Below are 22,926 nucleotides of genomic sequence, written 5' to 3' on the forward strand. Positions count from 1 at the left end.
ACTTCTTGGGGAGCTTAGGCTCCCCTTGTCGTTTCTACCCTTCTGGCAGGCATTCTGCGACCGCCTACACCATCCCGTCAGTAAATGCTAGAATCCCCGCCCATCATGCGGCCATTCTCTTATCCTTGGCCGAACATTCCTTCAAACAGTGCATCCCATGCTGAAGAAGCTGTTCCAGTCGTTCCGCCCGCCCGTGACGGGCCAGCATCACAGGCGCACCACGCCTGAGGTGATCAACAAGAGCCAGCATTCGCTGCAGCGCCACCAGTTCAGTCGCCACGCGGTCAATATCGTGGAGCGCCTGCAAAGCGCCGGCTACCAGGCTTATCTGGTGGGTGGTTGTGTCCGCGACCTGATGCTGGGCATCACACCCAAAGACTTCGACGTCGCCACCAGCGCCACGCCCGAGCAGGTACGGGCCGAGTTCCGCAATGCGCGCATCATCGGCCGGCGTTTCAAGCTGGTTCACGTGCACTTTGGCCGTGAAATCATCGAGGTCGCCACGTTCCGTGCGCCGCACTCCGAGGATGACCAGGGTGACAGCCACCGTTCGTCGCATAACGCCAACGGCCGCATTCTGCGCGACAACGTATACGGCACCCTGGAGGAAGACGCGCAGCGCCGCGACTTCACCATCAATGCCTTGTACTACGACCCGGTCAGCGAGCGTATCCTGGACTACGCCAACGGCGTGCACGATGTGCGCAATCGCCTGTTGCGCCTGATCGGCGACCCCACCCATCGCTACCAGGAAGACCCTGTACGCATGCTGCGTGCTGTGCGCTTCGCAGCCAAGCTCGACTTCGGCATCGAAAAACACACGGTGCAGCCTATCCGCGAACTGGCACCGCTGCTGCGGGAAATCCCGCCAGCGCGCCTGTTCGAAGAAAGCCTGAAGCTGTTCCTGTCCGGCCACGGCGCGCTCGCCTTTGAAATGCTGGTAGACCTGCAGCTTTTCGAGCCGCTGTTCCCCGCCAGCGCGCATGCCTTGGACGAACGCCCCACCTACACCCACACGCTGATCAGCCAGGCACTCAACAATACCGACCTGCGCGTCAAACAAGGCAAACCGGTCACCCCGGCGTTCCTGTTCGCCGCACTGTTGTGGCCTGCCCTGCCAGCCCGTGTACTGCACCTGCAAAGCCAGGGTGTGCCGCCTATTCCGGCCATGAACGGCGCGGCCCACGACCTGATCGCCGAGCAGTGCGCGCGCATTGCCATCCCCAAGCGCTTCACCCTGCCTATTCGCGAAATCTGGGACATGCAGGAGCGCCTGCCGCGACGCAGTGGCAAGCGTGCCGACATGCTGCTGGACAACCCACGCTTCCGCGCCGGTTACGACTTCCTGCTGCTGCGGGAAAGTGCCGGTGAAGAAACCGACGAGCTCGGCCAGTGGTGGACTGACTACCAGGACGCCAACGACAGCGAGCGCCGCGACATGATCCGCGACCTTGGCAGCCGGGACGAAGGCGGCAGTATGCGCAAGCGCAAACGTAGCGGCAGCAAACGCAAGCGTGGTGGCGAAGAGGCATTCGAGTGACAGTTCGCGCCTACATCGGTCTGGGCAGTAACCTGGACGCACCTGCACACCAGTTGCGAAGTGCGTTGCAGGCACTTGGCGAGATCGCGACAAGCCGCCTGGTCTCGGCCTCGGCGTTGTACACCAGCGACTCCTTGTTGCCCGGCCAGCCGCGTTACACCAACGCCGTTGCCGCGCTGGACACTGCCCTGGCGCCCCTGGCCCTGCTCGATGCGTTGCAGGCCATCGAGAACGACCAGGGCCGCGTACGCAAGGAACGCTGGGGCCCGCGTACGCTGGACCTGGATATCCTGCTGTTCGGCGACCAGGTGCTCGACCTGCCGCGCCTGCAAGTACCCCACTACCATATGCATGCACGGCCTTTCGTGCTGTACCCCTTGGCTGAGCTGGTACCCGCGGATTTTCAGCTGGCCGATGGCCGCCGCCTCGCACAACTGCTTGAGGCGTGCCCGTACGCGGGGCTGGAACGCCTGTAACCAGTGCCCTTCGCCGCCCATACGCGGCCCGGTAACGCCAGTAACACCCTGATCGTAACAATGCGGTAACAGGGTGATTGACTTCCCCCACCTCGCTCACGACTATAGGCGTCCCGTGTGGCACCCTGATGCCGCGCACCCGTATAAACCCGTATCTAGGCCCGGACGGACCTGTGCCCGAACATCACACGCGATGATGTGCCGCTCCGGAAAATGACTACACAGGTTGAACGCAGTCGTTTCCTACAGCGCCTGAACGAGGAATTTTCTACATGCCTGAAGTAACCCTTTCCACCCTCAATGGCCTGAAAGCCAAGGGTGAAAAAATCACCATGCTGACCTGCTACGACGCGACGTTCGCCAAGGCCGCCAGCCAGGCCGGTGTCGAAGTACTGCTGGTGGGCGACTCCCTTGGCATGGTCCTGCAAGGCCACGACAGCACCCTGCCGGTCAGCACCGCAGACATGGCCTACCACACAGCCTGCGTGAAACGGGGCAACCACGGCGCGCTGATCCTCGCCGACCTCCCGTTCATGGCACATGCCACCCCGGAAGCGGCCTTTACCAACAGCGCGGCCCTGATGCAGGCCGGTGCACATATGGTCAAGATCGAGGGCGCCGCATGGTTGGCCGAAACCATCACCCAGCTGGCCCAACGGGGCGTGCCGGTGTGCGCCCACCTGGGCCTGACGCCGCAGACCGTCAACGTTCTGGGCGGCTACAAGGTGCAAGGCCGTGAGGAAGCCCAGGCGGCCCAGCTGCGGGCCGATGCCAAAGCCCTGGAGCAGGCAGGCGCCGCCATGCTGTTGCTCGAGTGCGTGCCCAGCGAACTGGCTGCGCAGATCACCCAGGCCGCCGGCGTGCCGGTTATCGGCATTGGTGCGGGCAGCGCCACTGACGGGCAGGTGCTGGTGCTGCACGATATGCTGGGGTTGTCGCTCAGTGGCCGGGTGGCCAGGTTCGTTAAAAACTTCATGCACGGCCAGCCAGATATCGACAGCGCCCTTGCAGCCTATGTACAGGCAGTCAAAAAGGTCAGCTTCCCAGCCAGCGAACACGGGTTCAGCGCATGAATACAGTCAAGACCGTTCGCGAACTGCGCGCAGCCGTGGCCAGGGCCCGCAGCGAAGGCAAGCGTGTCGGGTTCGTGCCCACCATGGGCAACCTGCACAGTGGCCACGCCGCGCTGGTGGTAAAGGCCGCGCAGTGCGCCGACTTCGTGGTGGCGAGCATCTTCGTCAACCCGCTGCAATTCGGCGCCAATGAAGACCTGGACACGTACCCGCGCACCTTGGCTGCAGACCAGCAACTGCTGGTGGAATCGGGTTGCAACCTGCTGTTCGCCCCAGCCGTTCAGGAAATGTACCCCGACGGCGCCAGCGTGCAGACCCGGGTCAGCGTACCGCAGCTGTCCGAAGGCCTGTGCGGCGCCAGCCGGCCAGGCCACTTCGAAGGTGTGGCCACCGTGGTCAGCAAGCTGTTCAACATGGTGCAGCCGGACCTCGCTGTTTTCGGCGAAAAGGACTACCAGCAGTTGGCGGTGATACGCGCCATGGTCCGCGACCTGAACATGCCGATCCAGATCATCGGCCAGCCAACCGTACGCGCCGAGGATGGCCTGGCACTGTCCTCACGCAATGGCTACCTCACGCCGGAGCAGCGGGCGCAAGCCCCCGCCCTGTACCGTATTCTGCAGCACCTGGGCGCGGCCATCGCGCGTGGGCAGCGCGATTTCGCGACGCTGACAGCCGACGGGCAAGCGCAATTGAACGCGGCCGGCCTGCGGCCGGACTACCTGGAAGTGCGTCATGCCGTGAGCCTGCGCCCGGCGCTGCCCGATGACCGCGACCTGGTGCTGATCGCCGCCGCTTACCTGGGCACAACCCGGCTGATCGATAACCTCTACCTGCATGTTGAAGACAAAACCGCGTAGGTATCTTTTCGGATCGGCCTTACACCTGGGTAAGGCCTTTCCTACAGCCGCCCTGACGCGCTGCCGGCCCTGCAAAAGCTTCATCCAAATCCCCCGGTGATACCCATTCCCAGCGCGAGGCCTTTGCCTATAATGGTGCCAGTCTGAACGCGGCAATGACTGCCGTGTCCAAGGCAACACAATGCACAAGGGACCCCGCGCAATGGCGTATTACCGTAACCCACACGATGTCACGGCCCTGCCCGCCTGGCAGGCGCTTCAGCAACACCGCGATGCCATGCATGGTTTCAGCATGCGTGAGGCATTCGCCGCCGATCCCCAGCGTTTCGAGCAGTTTTCCCTGAGCTCCTGTGGCCTGTTCCTGGACTACTCGAAAAACCTGATCACCGAGCAAACCCGCGACCTGCTGGTGAACCTGGCCAAGGAAGTGGGCCTGCAGGACGCCATCACCTCGATGTTCAATGGCGAGATCATCAACGCATCCGAAGGCCGCCCGGTGTTGCACACCGCACTGCGCCGCCCGGTCGGCGACAAGCTGAGCGTCAACGGCGTGAACGTCATGCCGGAAGTGCACAAAGTGCTCAACCAGATCACCGAACTGGTCGGCCGCATCCACGACGGCCTGTGGCGCGGCTACAGCGAAAAACCGATCACCGATGTGGTCAACATCGGTATCGGTGGCTCCTTCCTCGGCCCGGAGCTGGTGTCCGAAGCGTTGCTGCCCTACGCCCAGCGGGGGGTACGCTGCCATTACCTGGCCAATATCGACGGCAGCGAATTCCACGAGCTGTCGGCCAGCCTGCGTGCCGAAACCACCCTGTTCATCGTCTCGTCCAAGTCGTTCAACACGCTGGAAACCTTGAAAAACGCCATGGCGGCGCGTACTTGGTACCTGGCCCAGGGCGGCTCGGAAGCCGAGCTCTACCGCCACTTCATCGCCGTATCCAGCAACAAGGCTGCGGCCGTGGCCTTCGGTATCCGGGAAGAAAACATCTTCCCGATGTGGGACTGGGTGGGTGGGCGTTATTCCCTGTGGTCGGCCATCGGCCTGCCCATTGCACTGGCCATCGGCACTGCCAACTTCAAGGAACTGCTGTCTGGCGCCTACACCATGGACCAGCATTTCCAGAGCGCGCCGTTCGAGAAGAACATGCCGGTGCTGCTGGCCTTGCTTGGCGTTTGGTACGGCAACTTCTGGGGCGCCAGCAGCCATGCGATCCTGCCCTACGACCACTACCTGCGTAATATCACCAAGCACCTGCAGCAGCTGGACATGGAGTCCAACGGCAAGAGCGTGCTGCAGGACGGCTCCCCGGTGAAGACTGAAACCGGCCCGGTGATCTGGGGTGGTGTGGGTTGCAACGGCCAGCATGCTTATCACCAGTTGCTGCACCAGGGCACCCACTTGATCCCCGCCGATTTCATTGTCCCGGTGGTGAGCTTCAACCCGGTCGCCGACCATCATCAATGGCTGTATGCCAACTGCCTGTCCCAGAGCCAGGCCCTGATGCTCGGCAAAACCCGTGAAGAAGCCGAAGCAGAACTGCGAGCCAAGGGCATGGACGAAGCAGACATCGCCAAACTGGCGCCGCACAAGGTCATCCCGGGCAACCGCCCAAGCAACACGTTGGTGGTCGAACGCATCAGCCCTCGCCGCCTGGGTGCGCTGGTAGCCATGTACGAGCACAAGGTGTTCGTGCAGAGCGTGGTCTGGGGTATCAACGCCTTCGACCAGTGGGGCGTGGAGCTGGGTAAAGAGTTGGGCAAGGGTGTTTACGAGCGCCTGGTCGGCAGCACTGAAACCACCGCTGACGATGGCTCCACCCAGGGCCTGATCAACTACTTCCGCGGCCGCCATCGGGGCTAGTCCCTACCTGTTCCCACCGGTATCCCACAGGCTTTTGTAGCTGTGTGTTGCAACCGGCGGGAGCAGGTTGAACACCCCCTTCCACTACACTGTCTTATCGAATAGCCGTTGCCGTCCATCGCCCCTTACAAGAGCAGGACCACCGCCATGTTCGATCTGCGCAAATACCCGCAAGCCCTGGCCGTCAGTCAGGCAGCCGCTTTATCCCCAGACGACTACCGCCGCCTCTACCGCCAGTCGGTCGACGACCCAGACACCTTCTGGGCCGAACAAGCCAAGCGCCTGCACTGGATCAAACCCTGGCAACAGGTGCAACAGTGCGACCTGAATACAGGCGATGCCTGCTGGTTTGCAGGCGGCCAGCTCAACGTCAGCTACAACTGCATTGATCGCCACCTGGCCCAGCGCGGGGATCAGACTGCCCTGCTGTGGGAGGGTGACGACCCGGCCGATGCCAAGGCCATCACCTACCGCGAACTGCACCTGCACGTGTGCCGCCTGGCCAATGCCTTGAAAGCGCGCGGCGTGAAAAAGGGCGACCGCATCTGCATCTATATGCCCATGATCCCCGAGGCGGCCTTTGCCATGCTGGCCTGTACGCGCATCGGCGCAGTGCATTCGGTGGTATTCGGCGGCTTTTCCCCGGATGCATTGCGTGACCGTATTCTGGATGCCGACTGCCGCACCGTCATCACCGCCGACGAAGGCGTGCGCGGTGGCAAACGCATCCCCCTCAAACAGAACGTCGACAAGGCCCTGGCCAGCTGCCCCGGCGTAAGCACAGTGGTTGTGATACAGCGCACGGGCGGCGAGGTTGACTGGAGCGAGGGCCGCGACCTCTGGTACCACCAGGCTACCGAGCACGCCGGTGACCACTGCCAGCCCGAAGCCATGGATGCCGAGGACCCACTGTTCATCCTCTACACCTCCGGCAGCACGGGTAAACCCAAGGGTGTACTGCATACCACCGCCGGTTATCTGCTGCAGGCGGCCCTGACCTTCAAGGTGGTGTTCGATTACCGCGACGGCGAGGTGTTCTGGTGCACGGCCGATGTGGGCTGGGTGACCGGTCACAGCTACATTGTCTATGGCCCACTGGCCAACGGTGCCATTTCGCTGATGTATGAAGGCGTGCCCAACTACCCGGACAGCTCACGGTTCTGGCAGGTGGTGGACAAGCACCAGGTGAATATCTTCTATACCGCGCCTACGGCCTTGCGCGCCCTGATGCGCGAAGGTTCAGCGCCGTTGCAAGGCACCTCACGCCATAGCCTGCGGCTGCTGGGTACCGTTGGCGAGCCGATCAACCCGGAGGCCTGGCAGTGGTACTTCGAGGAAGTCGGGCAGCAGCGCTGCCCCATCGTCGACACCTGGTGGCAAACCGAGACCGGCGGCATCATGCTTACCCCGCTGCCCGGCAACCCCACCCTCAAACCCGGTTGCGCCACCCAGCCCATGTTCGGCGTGCAACCTGTGCTGCTGGATGAGCAGGGCCAGGTCATCGAAGGGCCCGGGGCGGGGCTGCTGGTCATCAAGGCCAGCTGGCCGGCGCAAATCCGCAGCGTCTACGGCGACCACACACGCATGGTCGAGACCTACTTCAAACCGATGCCGGGTTACTACTTCACCGGCGACGGCGCCCGCCGCGACGCCGACGGTGACTACTGGATCACCGGGCGCATCGATGATGTGATCAACGTCTCGGGGCACCGCATCGGCACCGCCGAGGTGGAGAGCGCGCTGGTGCTGCATGACAGCGTTGCCGAAGCCGCCGTGGTCGGCTACCCCCATGACCTCAAGGGCCAGGGCGTTTATGCCTTCGTCACTACCATGAACGGGGTTACACCGGGTGATGCATTGAAGGCAGAACTGCTGGCATTGGTCAGCAAGGAGATCGGCAGCTTCGCACGGCCCGAATTGATCCAGTGGGCACCCGCACTGCCCAAGACCCGCTCGGGCAAGATCATGCGGCGTATACTGCGCAAGATCGCCTGCAACGAACTGGATAGCCTGGGGGATACCTCCACCCTGGCCGACCCAGGCGTGGTACAGGGCTTGATCGACACCCGTCTCAATCAGTAACCGGCGGCCACCTGGCCGCCCTGCACCCCAGGTCGCCATGGAAGCCCTACGCCGCCGCATTGAAAAACAGGTCATGAGCCTTACCGGGCTGGCTTTGGGCCAGCTCGACCTGGAGTCGCCCAAGGGCGACCCTGGCCTGTTCGGCCCCCACAGCCTCTGCTGGCGGGTGCATGGCGACTTCCCGAGCATGCTGGTGGGCGGCATCAGCGCCCTGATGCTGCAATTGCTGCACCCTCTGGCGCTGGCCGGCGTGTGGGACCATTCCAATTTCCGTCATGACTTGCTGGGCCGGCTGCGGCGCACCAGCCAGTTCATTTCTGGCACTACGTTCGGCGCCACCGCCGATGCCGAATGGCTGATAGAGAAGGTGCGCCAGATTCACCTGCAGGTCACCGGCCATGCGCCTGATGGCCGCCCTTACGCCGCCAGCGACCCACAACTGCTGACCTGGGTGCACGTGGCCGAAGTGAGCAGCTTTCTGGCGGCGCACCTGCGCTACCGCGACCCGCACCTGTCAGTTACTGACCAGGACGCGTACTACGGCGAAATCGCACTGGTCGCGGAACGCCTAGGGGCCCGCGACGTACCACGCACCTGCCGGCAGGTGGAGGATTATCTCCAGCATATGCGCCCTCAGCTCAGCTGCGATGCACGCAGCCATGACGTGGTCCGCATCCTGCTCGATGCCCCGGCCCCTAGCCGCCTGGCACAACCGGTGGGCAAGCTGATGCTGCACGCCGGCATCGACCTGATGCCTGCCTGGGCGCAGCAATTACTGGGCCTGGGGCACGGCCCCCTGCAACAGCGCATGATCCGGCTGGGCCTGCAACGCACCGCGCCAGTGCTGCGCTGGGCGATGCGCGATGGCTCGGCCCACCGCGCCCGCAGGCGCATGGGCATTGAGTAAGCGCTGCCGCCCGCTCAGCGGAACTGATTTAACGTGCCATACTCCAACCACCCCCTGCCCGCACAGACGAAGCGATACATGTACAAAGGATTGATGCGCGCCGCTGGCGCACTGCTGGCTTTGGTCGCCCTCTACAGCCTGCTCGGCTTCTTCATCCTCCCCGGTGTAGCCCTGCGTATCGCCAATCAACAACTGGCCCAGTACGCCACCGTACCAGCGCACCTGCAACGGCTCGAATTCAACCCGTTCAGCCTGGAACTGACCCTGTGGGGCCTGCAGATCGGTGAACCGGGCAAGGAACAGCTGGCCTTCGAGAAACTCTACGCCAACCTGTCACTGGACAGCCTGTGGACCGGCGCCCTGCACCTGGAGGCAGTGGAACTGGCCAAGCTGCGCAATGAGGTGTTGTTCGCCAAGGACGGTACGCTCAACCTGGCGCGCCTGTTCAAGCTCCCCCCCAGCAACGCCAAGGCAGATGAGCCACCGGGCAAGCCGTTCCCCCTGCGTATCGGCAGCATCAAGCTTGAACAAGGCTACCTGCGCTTCGAGGACCAGCGCCCAAGCGAGCCCATCGAGTTTCTCTACGACAACATGAACCTGGAGCTGAAGAACCTCAGCACCCTGCCCGACGACAATGCCGACATGACCTTGGTTGCGAACGGCCCCAACGGCGGACGCATCGATTGGCAAGGCACCCTCAGCCTGTCCCCCATCGCTTCCGAAGGCACATTGAAGGTCACCGATGGCAAGATGAAGTTGTTCTGGCCTTATGTGCGCGATGCTGTGCCACTTGTGCTCGAGGACGGCAAGCTGAGCCTGAATACGCACTACCGCCTGAACCTGGCAAAAAAGACCGAGTTGGTGCTGGAAAACGCCTCGCTGCGGATTGCACCGTTCGCCATCAAGGCCCCCGATGGGCGCCCCCTGGCGCGCCTTGCCAACCTGGAATTGAGTGAAACCACAGTCGACCTGGTCAAGCAGCGGGTGACCGTTGGCAAGGTCCGCAGCGACAAGCTGGAAACCTGGGCCGCCCTGGAAAAGGACGGCCAGCTTGATTGGCAGAAGCTGTTCGCCAGCCAGCCGGCCAAGGCCACGCCCAAGGAAAAAGCCGAACCGGCGGCTGCCGGGCCAGCCCCTGAACAGCCGGCCGCTACCCAGCCCAGCACGCCTTGGCAGGTGCTTCTGAAGGACGTGCAGTTACGTAATTACCTGGTGCACCTGGCCGACCGCACCCAGAAGGAACCGGTGGCTCTCGACCTAGGCCCGCTCAATGCCGACTTGCAAGGGTTCGACAGCCTCAACAAGACGCCCTTCAAGGCCAGGCTCGACACCGGGGTCGGCAAGCAAGGCAAGCTGCAGGCCAGCGGGCAGGTGAACCTGGCGCCGGTATGGGCAAAACTGGACGTAAACACCCACGATATCGACCTGCGCCTTGCGCAAGCCTACATCAGCCCTTACATCCTGCTGGAGCTGCGCAGCGGCATGCTAGCCAGCGACCTCAAGGTGGATCTGAAGAACACTGCCCCGCTGGCCTTGACGGTCACGGGCAAGGCGCAGGTGAGCCAGTTGCACACGCTGGATACCATCAAGAGCCGTGACTTCGTGAAATGGCAAGAAGTCGACGTTGATGGCCTCTCTTACGTGCACGGTGATGCGCTGTCGATCGACAAGGTCACCCTGCAACAGCCTTATGCGCGCTTCATCATCAACGAGGACCGCACCACCAATATCAACGACCTGCTGATTCCACAGCCAGCCAGCGCCCCGGCGACGGTACAGGCCAAGCCTGCTGCTGCCAGCAAAGGCGACAAGCCGCTGGGTGTGCATATTGGCCAGATCGTGATCAACGACGGTTCGGCGAATTTCGCCGACCTCTCCCTCACGCCCAACTTCGCCACGGCTGCGCAACAGCTGAACGGGCAAATTGGCACCATTGATAACCGTAAACCGCTGCCGGCCAAGGTGGAAGTCCAGGGCAAGGTCGACCGCTACGCACCGGTCACCATCAAAGGTGCCCTCAACCCGTTCGAACCACTCGCAAGCCTGGATATCGCCACCAGCTTCAAGCGCGTGGAGTTGACCACTCTCACCCCCTACTCAGGCAAGTTCGCAGGCTATCGCATTCGCAAGGGCCGGCTGAACCTGGACCTGCATTACCTGATCACCAAGGGCCAACTGAAGGCCGAGAACAAGGTGGTGGTGGAGCAATTGCAGCTTGGGGAGAAGGTCGACAGCCCGGATGCCGTCGACTTGCCAATCCGGCTGGCGGTAGCGCTATTGAAAGACACCCAGGGCAAGATTTCCATCGAGCTGCCGGTGTCGGGCGACCTGAACAACCCACAGTTCAGTGTAATGCCCATCGTCTGGCAGACCCTGCGTAACCTGGTGCTGCGCGCGGCCCAGGCGCCGTTCAAGTTCATCGGCGGGCTGATCGCCGGCGGCGGTTCGCAAGACCTCGGCACCGTGGCCTTCGCACCCGGCTCCAGCGAATTGGGCGGTGATGCCCAGGCGTCGCTGGACAAGCTGGCAGAAGCGTTGAAAAAGCGCCCCGAGCTGCGCCTTGAGATCGAGGGTACCAGCGCCCAGGCCAGTGACGGGCCGTTGATTGCCCAGCAGCGCCTGGAGCGTGAGTACCAGGCAACCTGGTACAAGATCCTGCAGCGGCGCGGCGACAAGGTACCGGCCAATGCCTCGATGCTGGCGGTAGACGATGGCGACAAGCCGGCAATGCTTGAGGGCATCTACCGCACCCGCCTGAAACAGCAGCCACCTGCCGAGTGGGAACAGCTTGGGCGTGACGAGCGGGCGGCCCGGCTGCGCGAGGCGGTGATCAAGTCGTGGTCGGAAAGCACCGCATTACTGCGCACGTTGGGCCAAGAGCGAGCCAGCAGTATCAAGGATTACCTGGTGGATAAGGGCAAGCTGCAGGATGACCGGGTGTATTTCATTGATACCAGCCTTGGCAAGCCGGAGCAGGATGGGCGGGTTGTGACACCGCTGCATCTGGATGCGGAGTGACGGGTTGGCCAACTAGACCGTAAACCAAGCAGGCAAAAAAAATCCGATACCAGCAGCTGGTATCGGATTTTTTTGTTTGGCCAAATCCATTTGGCCAGCGGGACAATCCTTATTCTGCTTTCAGGCCGTCAGCAGAAACTGCCTGAACGCCTTTGATTTTCTTGGTGATGGCAACGGCCATCTCTTTCTGGGAGTCGGTTACCTTTACGTCCGAAGACAGCGATACCACACCCTTGTTGGTTTCGACTTTGATGTCGCTACCTGGGATGCCTTTCTCGGTCAGCAGATCAGCTTTGACCTTGGTGGTGATCCAGGTGTCGGAAGTAGCTTCTTTGGCTTTGGTAGCCTCACCAGCTGCAAGCATCATTGGCGCTTGAGTGGCCTGGGCTGCGAAAGCGGCGTTAGCCATGGTCAGGGTCAGAGCGGTAGCAGTAGCGGCAGCGATGGCGAACTTCTTCATGTGAGTCACTCCTGTTTTTCGAAAGGTCTGCGCCCTGTGTCCTGGCGGCAGATACAAGACTATTTGCAGGGGCTGTGCCAGCTTTCAGAATTGTTATTTCTGCTTATATATCAATTACTTACATAAAGTAACAGATCGCCTGGATCGTGCATTCTGCAATCTGCACGATAAAACTGCATGCAAGATGCAAGTCCGCTAAAGGTTCCGCAGCGGTCATAAAAAAAGGGCCCCGATCGGGGCCCTTTTCTACCGCGTTGTCGCTATTCAGACGCCGGAAGCTTTCGCCGCAGCTACGTCTTTGATCGACAGCTTGATACGGCCGCGGTTGTCCACGTCCAGTACCAGTACTTCAACTTCCTGGCCTTCCTTGAGGATGTCGGTCACTTTCTCGACGCGGGCATCGCTCAGCATCGAGATGTGAACCAGACCGTCCTTACCAGGCAGGATGTTCACGAACGCGCCGAAGTCAACGATGCGCTCAACCTTGCCCACGTAGATCTTGCCGATCTCGGCCTCGGCAGTGATACCCAGGACGCGCTGCTTGGCAGCTTCTGCCGCTTCCTTGGTTTCGCCGAAGATCTTGATCGAGCCATCGTCTTCGATATCGATCGAAGCCTTGGTCTCTTCGCAGATGGCGCGGATGGTGGCGCCGCCTTTACCGATGACGTCACGGATCTTGTCGGTGTCGATCTTCATCGCGATCATGGTCGGGGCGTTGGCCGACAGTTCGGTGCGCGACTGGCCAATGATCTGGTTCATCTGGCCGAGGATATTCAGGCGCGCTTCCAGGGCCTGGCCCAGGGCGATTTCCATGATCTCTTCGGTGATGCCGTTGATCTTGATGTCCATCTGCAGCGCAGTAACGCCTTTGGCGGTACCGGCTACCTTGAAGTCCATGTCACCCAGGTGGTCTTCGTCGCCCAGGATGTCGGTCAGAATGGCGAATTTTTCGCCTTCCTTGACCAGGCCCATGGCGATACCGGCAACCGGCGCCTTCATCGGCACACCGGCGTCCATCAGGGCCAGGGAGGCACCGCAGACCGACGCCATGGAGCTGGAACCGTTGGACTCGGTGATTTCCGACACCACACGGATGGTGTACGGGAACACGTCAGCAGCAGGCAGCATGGCCTGAACCGAACGACGGGCCAGGCGGCCGTGGCCGATTTCACGACGGCCAGCACCCCCCATGCGGCCACACTCACCTACCGAGAACGGTGGGAAGTTGTAGTGCAGCATGAAGGGGTCTTTTTTCTCGCCTTCGAGGGTGTCCAGCAGTTGGGCGTCACGGGCAGTACCCAACGTGGCAACGACCAGGGCCTGGGTTTCGCCACGGGTGAACAGCGCCGAACCGTGAGTTTTTGGCAGCACGCCAACTTCGATGTTCAGCGGGCGCACGGTCTTGGTGTCGCGGCCGTCGATGCGTGGCTTGCCGTTTACGATGTTCTCGCGAACGGTGCGGTATTCGATTTCGCCGAAGATGTCTTTTACTTCAGACGCCGAAGGCTGGCCTTCTTCACCGGAGAACTTGGCCACAGCCTGGTCACGCAGCTCACCCAGGCGCGCATAGCGGTCGGCCTTGACGGTGATGGTGTAACCCTGCGAAACCGCTTCGCCGAATTCGGCGCGGATGGCATTGAGCAGTGCAGTGTTGGCAACCGCAGGTTTCCAGTCCCAGGTCGGCTTGCCGGCTTCTGCAGCCAGCTCCTTGACTGCCTGGATCACAGCCTGGAATTCGTCGTGGGCGAACAGTACGGCGCCCAGCATCTGGTCTTCGGTCAGCTCTTGGGCTTCCGACTCAACCATCAGTACGGCATCGGAGGTACCAGCAACGACCATGTCCAGGCTCGAGGCGGCCAGTTGCTCGTAGGTCGGGTTCAGCAGGTAGCCGGTGCTCTCATGGAAAGCAACGCGGGCAGCGCCGATCGGGCCTTCGAACGGAATGCCGGAAATGGCCAGGGCAGCCGAGGTACCGATCATCGCAGCGATGTCCGGGTCGGTCTTCTTGCTGGTGGAAACTACGGTGCAGACAACCTGCACTTCGTTCATGAAGCCTTCCGGGAACAGCGGACGGATCGGACGGTCGATCAGGCGCGAAGTCAGGGTTTCTTTCTCGGAAGGACGGCCTTCACGCTTGAAGAAACCGCCTGGGATCTTGCCAGCGGCGTAGGTCTTTTCCTGGTAGTGAACCGAGAGCGGAAAGAAGCCCTTGCCTGGGTCGGCTTGCTTGGCACCGACCACGGTCACCAGCACGGTGACGTCGTTGTCGACGGTAACCAGCACGGCGCCGGTTGCCTGACGGGCAATGCGGCCCGTTTCGAGAGTAACGGTCGATTGACCGAACTGGAATGTCTTGATTACCGGGTTCACGGTTTCCTACCTTCTTCAGTGGCTCTTGGGGGAACTGGTTTCTTGCGAATGCTTGGGCAGCAGGGGGAATCGGCCCCATCGACCGTCCAGATACAACACGAGGCTGGGAGCCTGGCGCCAAGCGGATAACCGCTCAGCATTGCCAGGCTGCCAACCTCGAATATACGCACGGCGTGCCCCTCGGCAAGGCTGGACAACAGCCTTGCCGAGGCCTGCGGCACGCCATGCACACCACCAACCAGGCCGTTATTAACGACGCAGGCCCAGGCGAGCGATCAGCGCGCTGTAACGGGTGGTGTCTTTGCCCTTCAGGTAGTCCAGCAGCTTACGACGCTGGTTAACCATACGAATCAGACCACGACGGGAGTGGTGGTCTTTGTCGTTGGCCTTGAAGTGGCCTTGCAGCTTGTTGATGTTGGCGGTCAGCAGAGCAACCTGCACTTCCGGGCTACCGGTATCGCCGGCGGCTTGCTGGTGTTCGGCAACGATCTTAGCTTTTTCTTCAACGCTGAGGGCCATGAGGCTTCTCCTGATTAAACGGACCCCGCGAACGGGTTCCAATAGGCCAGGGACTGCTCCCTGTATCAATAAAAGAGGTGTGACCGTGCCTACTGACAGCCAACCTCGGTTCCGCAGGTTCGGGCACATGCCCTGGCCTGTGGTTTCGGTCATTCCGACCGAATCAGCCGACGCGGCGCAATGCGCCCGTCTTCGCTCACCTCACCGATACCGATGAAGCGGGCATTGTGATCCTGTACCCGGACCATGCCGAATTGTGGCGCGTCCGGCGCGCGTACTGCCTGGCCGTGCAGCCAGTAGAACGCGCTGTGCTCGGACAAGCACACCAATGGCCAGTCCAGCAGGCCGCTGTCCGATGGCATCAGGAAGCGGTCGAGCGCTTCGTTACCGCCTTCGGCGTGGGCCTGTTCGAGCTGCTCGAGGGTTACCGTCTGGGCCAGGGCAAACGGCCCGGCCTGGGTCCTGCGCAGTTCGGCGACATAGGCACCGCAACCCAGGGCCTCACCGATATCCTCCACCAGGGTGCGGATATAAGTGCCCTTGCTGCAACCTACGCTCAGCCGTGCACGGGTGCCTTCGCACTCGAGCAACTCAAGCCGGCCAATAGTAACAGAACGCGCCTCGCGCTCCACTACCTCTCCTGCACGTGCCAGCTTGTAAAGGGGTTGCCCATCACGCTTGAGCGCCGAGTACATCGGCGGTATCTGGCTGATCGGCCCGCGAAAACGCGGCAGCACGCCTTCGATATCGGCACGACCAACGGTTACCTCGCGGGTCTGCAGTACCTCACCTTCGGCGTCGCCGGTGTTGGTAGTCTGGCCCATCTGCATGACGGTTTCGTAGCCCTTGTCGGAATCGAGCAAGTACTGCGAAAACTTGGTGGCTTCGCCAAAGCACAGCGGCAGCACACCGGTTGCCAGGGGATCGAGGCTGCCGGTGTGGCCGGCCTTCTCGGCATTGAGCAACCAGCGCACCTTCTGCAAGGCGGCGTTGGACGTAAAGCCCAAAGGCTTGTCCAGCAGAATGATGCCGCTGACATTGCGGCGGATACGTTTGACCTGGGCCACCGCTTACTCCTTGGTGTCCGGCTCGTCGGCATCCTTGTGCAGGCGGTCTTCGGCCACTGCACGTTCGATCAGCGCCGACAGGTGAACACCACGGCTGACGCTTTCATCGAAATGGAAATGCAGCTGCGGCACGCTGCGCAGTTGCATGGAGCGGCCCAGGTGCAGGCGCAGGAAGCTGGCTGCGCTGTTCAGCGCCTTCAGCGACTGCTGCACGGCGTCGGGGGTTTCCTCGCCCATCACGGTGATGAACACCTTGGCATGGCCCAGGTCGCGGCTGACGTCAACAGCGGTGATGGTGACCAGACCGACGCGCGGGTCCTTGACTTCACGGCGGATCAGCTCGGCCAGCTCGCGCTGCATCTGATCGCCAATGCGTTGGGTACGGCTATATTCTTTGGCCATTCTTGTTACCTGTAACTTAAAGCGGCAAACGCCCGGTCAGACCAATGCCTGACCGGGCGCTACCTGAAGAGGTGCTGCAAGCCGCCCCGTAGAGGGGCTGCCCGCAACGTGCCCGCCCTTAAAGGGTACGAGCCACCTGGACTTTCTCGAAGACTTCGATCTTGTCGCCGACCTTAACGTCGTTGTAGCTCTTCACGCCAATACCGCACTCCATGCCGTTACGCACTTCGGCAGCATCGTCCTTGAAGCGACGCAGCGATTCCAGCTCGCCTTCGAAGATCACAACGTCCTCGCGCAGTACGCGGATAGGGCGGTTGCGGTACACGGTACCCTCGATGACCATACAGCCAGCGATGGCGCCGAACTTCGGCGAGCGGAACACGTCACGCACTTCGGCAACGCCCAGGATATTCTCGCGAACATCGCTGCCGAGCATGCCGGTCAGGGCTTTCTTGACGTCTTCGATGATGTCGTAGATCACGTTGTAGTAACGCATATCCAGACCTTCCTGCTCGACGATCTTGCGCGCACCGGCATCGGCACGCACGTTGAAGCCGAACAGTACTGCATTCGAAGCCAGCGCCAGGTTGGCGTCGCTTTCGGTGATACCACCGACACCACCACCGATCACGCGAACCTGCACTTCGTCGTTGCCCAGGCCGCCAAGCGAGCCGTTCAACGCTTCGAGCGAACCACGCACATCGGTCTTGAGCACGATGTTGAGGGTTTTCTTCTCTTCTTGACCCATGGTCTCGAAGATGTTTTCCAGCTTGCCAGCGTGAGCGCGGGCCAGCTTGACCTCGCGGTACTTGCCTTGACGGAACATGGCAACTTCGCGGGCTTTCTTCTCGTCAGCCACCACCGACAGCTCGTCACCGGCTTCCGGGGTACCGTCCAGGCCGAGGATTTCGACCGGGATCGACGGGCCGGCTTCCTTAACAGGCTTGCCGTTCTCGTCGAGCATGGCACGCACGCGGCCATAGTTGGAGCCGCACAGCACCATGTCGCCCTGACGCAGGGTACCGTCCTGAACCAGGATGGTGGCCACTGGGCCGCGGCCTTTGTCCAGGCGCGATTCGACGACTACACCACGACCTGGCGCGGTCGGGGTTGCGGTCAGTTCGAGGATCTCGGCCTGCAGCAGGACGGCTTCGAGCAGTTCATCAACACCGGTACCCATCTTCGCCGAAACCTTGACGAACGGAGTGTCACCACCCCAGTCCTCGGAGGTCACGCCTTCGACGGCCAGTTCGTTACGGATGCGATCGAGGTCAGCACCTGGCTTGTCGATCTTGTTCACCGCAACCACCAGCGGTACGCCAGCAGCCTTGGCGTGCTGAACGGCTTCGCGGGTCTGAGGCATCACGCCGTCGTCCGCCGCCACCACCAGGATGACGATGTCGGTGGCCTTGGCACCACGTGCGCGCATCTGGGTGAACGCTGCGTGGCCCGGGGTATCGAGGAAGGTGACCATGCCGCGGTCGGTTTCCACATGGTAGGCACCGATGTGCTGGGTGATACCACCGGCTTCGCCAGCGGCAACCTTGGCACGACGGATGTAGTCGAGCAGCGAGGTCTTGCCATGGTCGACGTGACCCATGACGGTAACCACCGGCGCACGCGACTCGGACTGGCCTTCGAACTTCAGCGATTCGGCCAGGGAGTCTTCCAGGGCGGTATCGCTGACCAGGGTGACCTTGTGGCCCAGCTCTTCAGCGATCAGCTGTGCGGTTTCCTGGTCGAGCACCTGGTTGATGGTAACCGGGGTACCCATCTTGAACATGAACTTGACCACTTCAGCGCCCTTGACGGACATCTGGTTGGCCAGCTCGGAGACGGTGATGGTCTCGCCGATGGTCACGTCACGGATGACGGGGCCAGTCGGGTTCTGGAAGCCGTGCTGGTTACGCTTCTTCAGCTTGCCTTTGCCACCACGGCCACGACGAGCGCCATCGCTCTCTTCGTCGGTGGTGCGCGGCGCTGCACGCGGCGTAGGCGCCTTTTCCTTCTCTTTTACCTTGACCTTGATCGACACACGCGGCGCCTCGCCACGACGACGGTCGTCATCACGGGTACGGCTTTCGTTGCGACGGGTCTCGTCCTTCTTGCGCTCGGCAGCACGGGCTGCGGCGTCTTCGGACGCAGGGGCGTCGGCAACTGCCGGTGCAGCAGCGGCCGGTGCCGGTGCCGGTTTGGCGGCCGGTGCAGAAGTAGCGGCAGGCGCCTCAGCGGCCTGACGGCGTGCCTGCTCCTCGTTGCGCTGACGGACTTCGGCCTCGACCTTGTCACGTGCAGCGTTTTCAGCCGCACGGCGCTCTTCCAGCTCACGCTTCTGCTCAGCCTGGATTTCTTCCGGGCTGCGCTGCACGAATACTTTCTTCTTGCGTACTTCTACGCTGATGCTCTTGCTACCGGCGACACGCAGCGTGCTGGTGGTTTTGCGCTGCAAGGTAATCTTGCGCGGCTCTTCCGCCTTGCTCTTGTGGCTGCTCTTCAAATGAGTCAGCAGGGTCTGCTTCTCATTGTCGGTCACTACCTGACCGGCGTCGGTGTGCGGCAGACCTGCCTCACGCATCTGCTGCAGCAGGCGCTCTACCGGTGCCTCGACCTCTTGGGCCAGTTCTTTCACCGTGACTTGCGTCATGCACTTCTCTCCTCAGGCCGCGCCTAATTACTCGAACCAGTGGGCTCGGGCGGCCATGATCAACTTGCCGGCACGCTCTTCGTCGATGCCGTCGATGTCGAGCAGATCGTCGATCGACTGCTCGGCCAGGTCTTCGCGGTTAACCACGCCGCGCACCGCCAGTTCCGCTGCCAGGTCCTTGTCCATGCCCTCAAGGGAGAGCAGGTCTTCAGCTGGATGTGCGTCTGCCAGTTTTTCTTCGGTAGCGATGGCCTTGGTCAACAAACGGTCCTTGGCCCGAGCGCGGAGCTCATTGACGATATCTTCGTCAAAGCCATCGATGTTGAGCATTTCTTCCAACGGTACGTAGGCAATTTCTTCGAGGCTGGTGAAGCCTTCGTCGACCAGCACTTGGGCCAGCTCCTCGTCGACTTCCAGCTCGTCAATGAAATTGCGCAGGATGTCACCGGTTTCGGCCTGCTGCTTGGCCTGGATGTCCTTCTCGGTCATCACGTTCAGGGTCCAGCCGGTCAACTGACTGGCCAGGCGAACGTTTTGACCACCACGACCAATGGCTTGGGCCAGGTTGTCTTCGGCAACGGCGATGTCCATGGCATGGGCATCTTCATCAACGATGATCGCCGCGACTTCAGCCGGCGACATGGCGTTGATGACGAACTGCGCCGGGTTATCATCCCACAGGACGATATCCACACGCTCACCACCCAGCTCCCCGGATACAGCCTGGACGCGCGACCCACGCATGCCGATACAGGCGCCTTGCGGGTCGATACGCTTGTCCTTGGAGCGGACGGCGATCTTGGCTCGCGAACCCGGATCACGGGAAGCAGCCATGACTTCAATGAGGCCTTCAGCGATTTCCGGCACTTCAATGCGGAAAAGCTCGATCAGCATCTGTGGCGCAGTACGCGACAGGATCAGCTGAGGGCCACGGTTTTCGGTGCGAATTTCCTTCAGCAGTGCACGCAGGCGCACACCGACACGGAAGGTTTCGCGGGCAATGATGTCTTCGCGGGCCAGCAGCGCCTCGGCGTTGTTGCCAAGGTCGACGATGACGTTATCGCGCGTCACCTTCTTCACGGTGCCGGAGATGATTTCGCCAACGCGCTCGCGATAGGCATCCACCACCTGGGCGCGCTCGGCCTCACGGACCTTCTGCACGATGACCTGCTTGGCGGTCTGGGCGGCGATACGGCCGAATTCGATGGACTCGATCTTTTCCTCGATCACGTCACCGACCTTGGCAGCCGGGTGAGTGTCCTTGATCTTGTCGAGCCAGGTTTCGATGGCCGGGTCGTCCAGGTCGGCTTCGTCGACCACGGTCCAGCGGCGGAACGTCTCGTAGCTACCGGTGTGGCGGTTGATTTCCACACGCAGATCCACTTCGTCTTCAAAACGTTTTTTGGTTGCGGTAGCCAGGGCCACCTCCAGCGCTTCGAAAATGACGCCGGGGGGTACACCTTTTTCGTTGGATACCGATTCAACAACCAGCAGTACTTCTTTGCTCATCGTACGCCTCGCCTTGCGCAAGCCATTAGGCCCGGATAATCCGTCGGGCCCGGCACGTCTCAGTCAAAACTGGGAATAATATTGGCCTTGTCGATCGAATCGATCGGCAAAAGGAACTCCTGGTTGTCCACCTGGACCACCACATCCTGCTCCTCCACACCACGGAGAAGGCCCTGGAAGTTACGACGACCCTCGAAGGGTGAGCGCAGCTTGATCTTCACTTGTTCGCCGGCATGCGAGGCAAACTGTTCCAGAGTGAACAGTGGGCGATCCATGCCGGGAGAAGACACCTCGAGGGTGTACTCACTGCTGATTGGATCTTCCACATCGAGGATGGCACTGGCCTGACGGCTGACCGCTTCGCAGTCATCCACCAAAATGCCGTCTTCCTTGTCGATGTAGATGCGCAGTACCGAATGCTTGCCTTGGGAAACGTACTCGATCCCCCAGCACTGATAGCCCAGACCCTCGACAACCGGGGCCAACAAGGCCTGCAACTGTTCTAGCTTGCTCGACACCTGAACCCCCTCGTGCATGCTGTGCAAATAAAAAATGGGCGAAGCGCCCATCCCTGAAAGCGCCGTTGGACAACGACGCCTGAACTGTTCGGTTAGCAAAAAGCCCCTGAAAAGGGGCTCCGCTGAAGCTGGTTGCGGGGGCTGGATTTGAACCAACGACCTTCGGGTTATGAGCCCGACGAGCTACCAAGCTGCTCCACCCCGCGACAAAGCTGGGGCGAAAGTATAAGACCTAACCCGCTTGAGGGTCAATTCCAAACCTTCGCCTACAAGAAAGCCCGCTAAAGCGGGCTCTCAAGCTTTAATTGGTACCGAGAAGGGGACTCGAACCCCTACACCCTATGGGCACAACCACCTCAAGGTTGCGTGTCTACCAATTCCACCACCTCGGCAATACTACTTGAAACCCGTTACTTCTGCTCTTCTGCCGGAGGAGGTACATCACCCGAATTCGGAGTGGCTTCGCTCTTCTGTTGTTGGAGCACCGGTACATCATCATTGACTGCCGGTTTTGGCTGCTCTTTCACTTCTAGCACTGCCGGATCTGGAAGACCTGCTTGGCTAAGCTGGTGAGCTTGTTGCTTCGCGAAGTATCCTAACCCAAGTGCTGTCAAAAAGAAAGTGGCAGCGAGTATAGCAGTTAATTTACTTAGGAAGGTGGCAGAGCCCTGACTTCCGAAGACGGTATTGGAAGCGCCGGCACCAAACGATGCACCTGCTTCCGCCCCCTTGCCCTGTTGCAACAGTACCAGCACTACGAGCGACAGCGCTGCCAACAGATGAAAAACGACGATGACTGTTTCCAGCATTTTTTCAGTTTCCTGCGGCGCGACAAATTGCACCGAATTCGTCTGCGTTCAGGGAAGCGCCACCAATGAGGCCCCCATCGATATCCGGCATGCCGAACAGTTCGGCCGCATTGGCCGCCTTCACGCTGCCGCCGTAGAGCAACTGCACCTTCGCAGCTACTTCAGCATCTTCCGCCGCCAGCTGACCGCGGATGGCGGCGTGCACATCCTGAGCCTGCTGAGGCGTGGCCGTAAGGCCAGTACCAATGGCCCATACAGGCTCATAGGCAATTACTGCATTGGCAAAAGCGGCAACACCGAAAGCTTCGATGATACTGCTTAGTTGACGCCCGACAACTTCGAGCGTTTTGCCAGCTTCGCGCTCTTCCAGGGTTTCCCCTATGCACAGCACGGGCTTCAAACCTTTGGCCTGGGCCGCTGCAAACTTGCGGTTGAGTACTTCATCACCTTCGCCCATTACTTGGCGACGCTCTGAATGACCCACCAACACCAACTTGCAACCTGCTTCAACCAGCTGTTCCGGAGCAACTTCCCCGGTCAGCGCGCCCTGTTCGGGCAGTACTGCAGAATTCTGTGCGCCGACGATAATATGTGTACCCGCCAGGCCATCAACCACTTGGTGGATGAACAAGGCTGGCGGAAATACCGCGACTTCCACTTCGCTCGGCAGGGCGAGATTGCTCAAGCCCTCGGTCAGCTCAGCGACGCTGGCGCGGGTACCGTGCATCTTCCAGTTACCAGCTACCATAGGGCGACGCATGCTTTACCTCGTCGGTCAAAGTGGGCGCAGATCTTACCCAACCAG

Annotated in this window: 18 protein-coding genes and 2 tRNA genes; 8 read left to right on the forward strand and 12 right to left on the reverse strand. The window is 61.2% G+C overall.

Annotated features, from left to right (window positions below; all coding sequences use genetic code 11):
• Positions 1 to 157: 157 nt before the first annotated feature.
• From APH25_RS08520 to APH25_RS08555, 8 genes are all read left to right on the forward strand, one after another.
• Positions 158 to 1,540 carry a polynucleotide adenylyltransferase PcnB gene (locus tag APH25_RS08520; RefSeq protein WP_060481618.1) on the forward strand — a complete coding sequence of 461 codons (1,383 nt, stop codon included), beginning with the start codon at positions 158 to 160 and terminating at the stop codon, positions 1,538 to 1,540.
• The gene (gene folK, locus APH25_RS08525; RefSeq protein WP_028632610.1) at positions 1,537 to 2,016 is read left to right on the forward strand and encodes a 2-amino-4-hydroxy-6-hydroxymethyldihydropteridine diphosphokinase; all 480 of its coding nucleotides are present in this window, start codon (positions 1,537 to 1,539) and stop codon (positions 2,014 to 2,016) included. The genes APH25_RS08520 and folK overlap by 4 nt, the downstream gene beginning before the upstream one ends.
• Positions 2,017 to 2,288: 272 nt before the next feature.
• Positions 2,289 to 3,089 carry a 3-methyl-2-oxobutanoate hydroxymethyltransferase gene (panB, locus tag APH25_RS08530; RefSeq protein WP_060481619.1) on the forward strand — a complete coding sequence of 267 codons (801 nt, stop codon included), beginning with the start codon at positions 2,289 to 2,291 and terminating at the stop codon, positions 3,087 to 3,089.
• Positions 3,086 to 3,949 (forward strand): pantoate--beta-alanine ligase, encoded by an 864-nt coding sequence (gene panC, locus APH25_RS08535; RefSeq protein ID WP_028632612.1) that lies wholly within the window; start codon positions 3,086 to 3,088, stop codon positions 3,947 to 3,949. Before panB ends, panC begins: the two co-directional genes overlap by 4 nt.
• A 202-nt stretch (positions 3,950 to 4,151) precedes the next feature.
• Positions 4,152 to 5,816, forward strand: a complete 1,665-nt coding sequence (pgi, locus tag APH25_RS08540; protein WP_060481620.1) for a glucose-6-phosphate isomerase — start codon at positions 4,152 to 4,154, stop codon at positions 5,814 to 5,816.
• Between the two features lie 147 nt (positions 5,817 to 5,963).
• Positions 5,964 to 7,898: an acetate--CoA ligase gene (gene acs, locus APH25_RS08545; protein WP_060481621.1), complete on the forward strand. Its 1,935-nt coding sequence runs from the start codon at positions 5,964 to 5,966 to the stop codon at positions 7,896 to 7,898.
• 37 nt (positions 7,899 to 7,935) lie between these two features.
• Positions 7,936 to 8,805 (forward strand): oxygenase MpaB family protein, encoded by an 870-nt coding sequence (locus APH25_RS08550; RefSeq protein ID WP_060481622.1) that lies wholly within the window; start codon positions 7,936 to 7,938, stop codon positions 8,803 to 8,805.
• A gap of 78 nt (positions 8,806 to 8,883) precedes the next feature.
• Positions 8,884 to 11,823 carry a DUF748 domain-containing protein gene (locus APH25_RS08555; protein ID WP_060481623.1) on the forward strand — a complete coding sequence of 980 codons (2,940 nt, stop codon included), beginning with the start codon at positions 8,884 to 8,886 and terminating at the stop codon, positions 11,821 to 11,823.
• Between the two features lie 109 nt (positions 11,824 to 11,932).
• Here the strand turns inward: APH25_RS08555 and APH25_RS08560 are convergent, their stop codons facing one another.
• The 12 genes from APH25_RS08560 to tpiA form a co-directional block, all read right to left on the reverse strand.
• Complete coding sequence (locus tag APH25_RS08560) at positions 11,933 to 12,283, reverse strand: BON domain-containing protein (protein ID WP_060481624.1); 351 nt, start codon at positions 12,281 to 12,283, stop codon at positions 11,933 to 11,935.
• A 264-nt stretch (positions 12,284 to 12,547) separates the two neighbouring features.
• Positions 12,548 to 14,653, reverse strand: a complete 2,106-nt coding sequence (pnp, locus tag APH25_RS08565) for a polyribonucleotide nucleotidyltransferase (protein ID WP_028632618.1) — start codon at positions 14,651 to 14,653, stop codon at positions 12,548 to 12,550.
• A gap of 249 nt (positions 14,654 to 14,902) precedes the next feature.
• Positions 14,903 to 15,172, reverse strand: coding sequence for a 30S ribosomal protein S15 (rpsO, locus tag APH25_RS08570; RefSeq protein ID WP_023533188.1), 270 nt, complete (start codon positions 15,170 to 15,172; stop codon positions 14,903 to 14,905).
• Positions 15,173 to 15,321: 149 nt separating this feature from the next.
• Positions 15,322 to 16,239, reverse strand: a complete 918-nt coding sequence (gene truB / locus APH25_RS08575; RefSeq protein WP_028632619.1) for a tRNA pseudouridine(55) synthase TruB — start codon at positions 16,237 to 16,239, stop codon at positions 15,322 to 15,324.
• A 3-nt stretch (positions 16,240 to 16,242) separates the two neighbouring features.
• A complete protein-coding gene (gene rbfA, locus APH25_RS08580; protein WP_028632620.1) occupies positions 16,243 to 16,641 on the reverse strand; it encodes a 30S ribosome-binding factor RbfA in 399 nt (132 codons plus the stop codon).
• 118 nt (positions 16,642 to 16,759) lie between these two features.
• On the reverse strand, positions 16,760 to 19,285 hold the full coding sequence (infB, locus tag APH25_RS08585; protein WP_060481625.1) for a translation initiation factor IF-2: 2,526 nt from the start codon (positions 19,283 to 19,285) through the stop codon (positions 16,760 to 16,762).
• A 27-nt stretch (positions 19,286 to 19,312) separates the two neighbouring features.
• Positions 19,313 to 20,794 (reverse strand): transcription termination factor NusA, encoded by a 1,482-nt coding sequence (gene nusA, locus APH25_RS08590; protein ID WP_060481626.1) that lies wholly within the window; start codon positions 20,792 to 20,794, stop codon positions 19,313 to 19,315.
• 59 nt (positions 20,795 to 20,853) lie between these two features.
• Complete coding sequence (gene rimP / locus APH25_RS08595) at positions 20,854 to 21,312, reverse strand: ribosome maturation factor RimP (protein ID WP_033694237.1); 459 nt, start codon at positions 21,310 to 21,312, stop codon at positions 20,854 to 20,856.
• A gap of 129 nt (positions 21,313 to 21,441) precedes the next feature.
• A tRNA-Met gene (locus APH25_RS08600) sits at positions 21,442 to 21,518 on the reverse strand.
• 100 nt (positions 21,519 to 21,618) lie between these two features.
• A tRNA-Leu gene (locus tag APH25_RS08605) sits at positions 21,619 to 21,704 on the reverse strand.
• An 18-nt stretch (positions 21,705 to 21,722) separates the two neighbouring features.
• Positions 21,723 to 22,121 carry a preprotein translocase subunit SecG gene (gene secG / locus APH25_RS08610; RefSeq protein WP_028632623.1) on the reverse strand — a complete coding sequence of 133 codons (399 nt, stop codon included), beginning with the start codon at positions 22,119 to 22,121 and terminating at the stop codon, positions 21,723 to 21,725.
• Between the two features lie 4 nt (positions 22,122 to 22,125).
• Entirely contained in the window at positions 22,126 to 22,881 is a 756-nt protein-coding gene (gene tpiA / locus APH25_RS08615) for a triose-phosphate isomerase (RefSeq protein ID WP_028632624.1), read from the reverse strand.
• Positions 22,882 to 22,926: the final 45 nt, after the last annotated feature.

The organism is Pseudomonas sp. NBRC 111119 (assembly GCF_001320125.1).
In the GTDB taxonomy this organism is placed as follows: Bacteria; Pseudomonadota; Gammaproteobacteria; order Pseudomonadales; family Pseudomonadaceae; genus Aquipseudomonas; species Aquipseudomonas parafulva.

Coding starts and splice junctions, on each gene's coding strand:
- rbfA (WP_028632620.1), bottom strand. CDS start 16,641: ATGGCCAAAGAATATAGCCGTACCCAACGCATTGGCGATCAGATGCAG.
- APH25_RS08555 (WP_060481623.1), top strand. CDS start 8,884: ATGTACAAAGGATTGATGCGCGCCGCTGGCGCACTGCTGGCTTTGGTC.
- pgi (WP_060481620.1), top strand. CDS start 4,152: ATGGCGTATTACCGTAACCCACACGATGTCACGGCCCTGCCCGCCTGG.
- APH25_RS08520 (WP_060481618.1), top strand. CDS start 158: ATGCTGAAGAAGCTGTTCCAGTCGTTCCGCCCGCCCGTGACGGGCCAG.
- panC (WP_028632612.1), top strand. CDS start 3,086: ATGAATACAGTCAAGACCGTTCGCGAACTGCGCGCAGCCGTGGCCAGG.
- acs (WP_060481621.1), top strand. CDS start 5,964: ATGTTCGATCTGCGCAAATACCCGCAAGCCCTGGCCGTCAGTCAGGCA.
- secG (WP_028632623.1), bottom strand. CDS start 22,121: ATGCTGGAAACAGTCATCGTCGTTTTTCATCTGTTGGCAGCGCTGTCG.
- APH25_RS08550 (WP_060481622.1), top strand. CDS start 7,936: ATGGAAGCCCTACGCCGCCGCATTGAAAAACAGGTCATGAGCCTTACC.
- tpiA (WP_028632624.1), bottom strand. CDS start 22,881: ATGCGTCGCCCTATGGTAGCTGGTAACTGGAAGATGCACGGTACCCGC.
- nusA (WP_060481626.1), bottom strand. CDS start 20,794: ATGAGCAAAGAAGTACTGCTGGTTGTTGAATCGGTATCCAACGAAAAA.
- APH25_RS08560 (WP_060481624.1), bottom strand. CDS start 12,283: ATGAAGAAGTTCGCCATCGCTGCCGCTACTGCTACCGCTCTGACCCTG.
- rpsO (WP_023533188.1), bottom strand. CDS start 15,172: ATGGCCCTCAGCGTTGAAGAAAAAGCTAAGATCGTTGCCGAACACCAG.
- panB (WP_060481619.1), top strand. CDS start 2,289: ATGCCTGAAGTAACCCTTTCCACCCTCAATGGCCTGAAAGCCAAGGGT.
- infB (WP_060481625.1), bottom strand. CDS start 19,285: ATGACGCAAGTCACGGTGAAAGAACTGGCCCAAGAGGTCGAGGCACCG.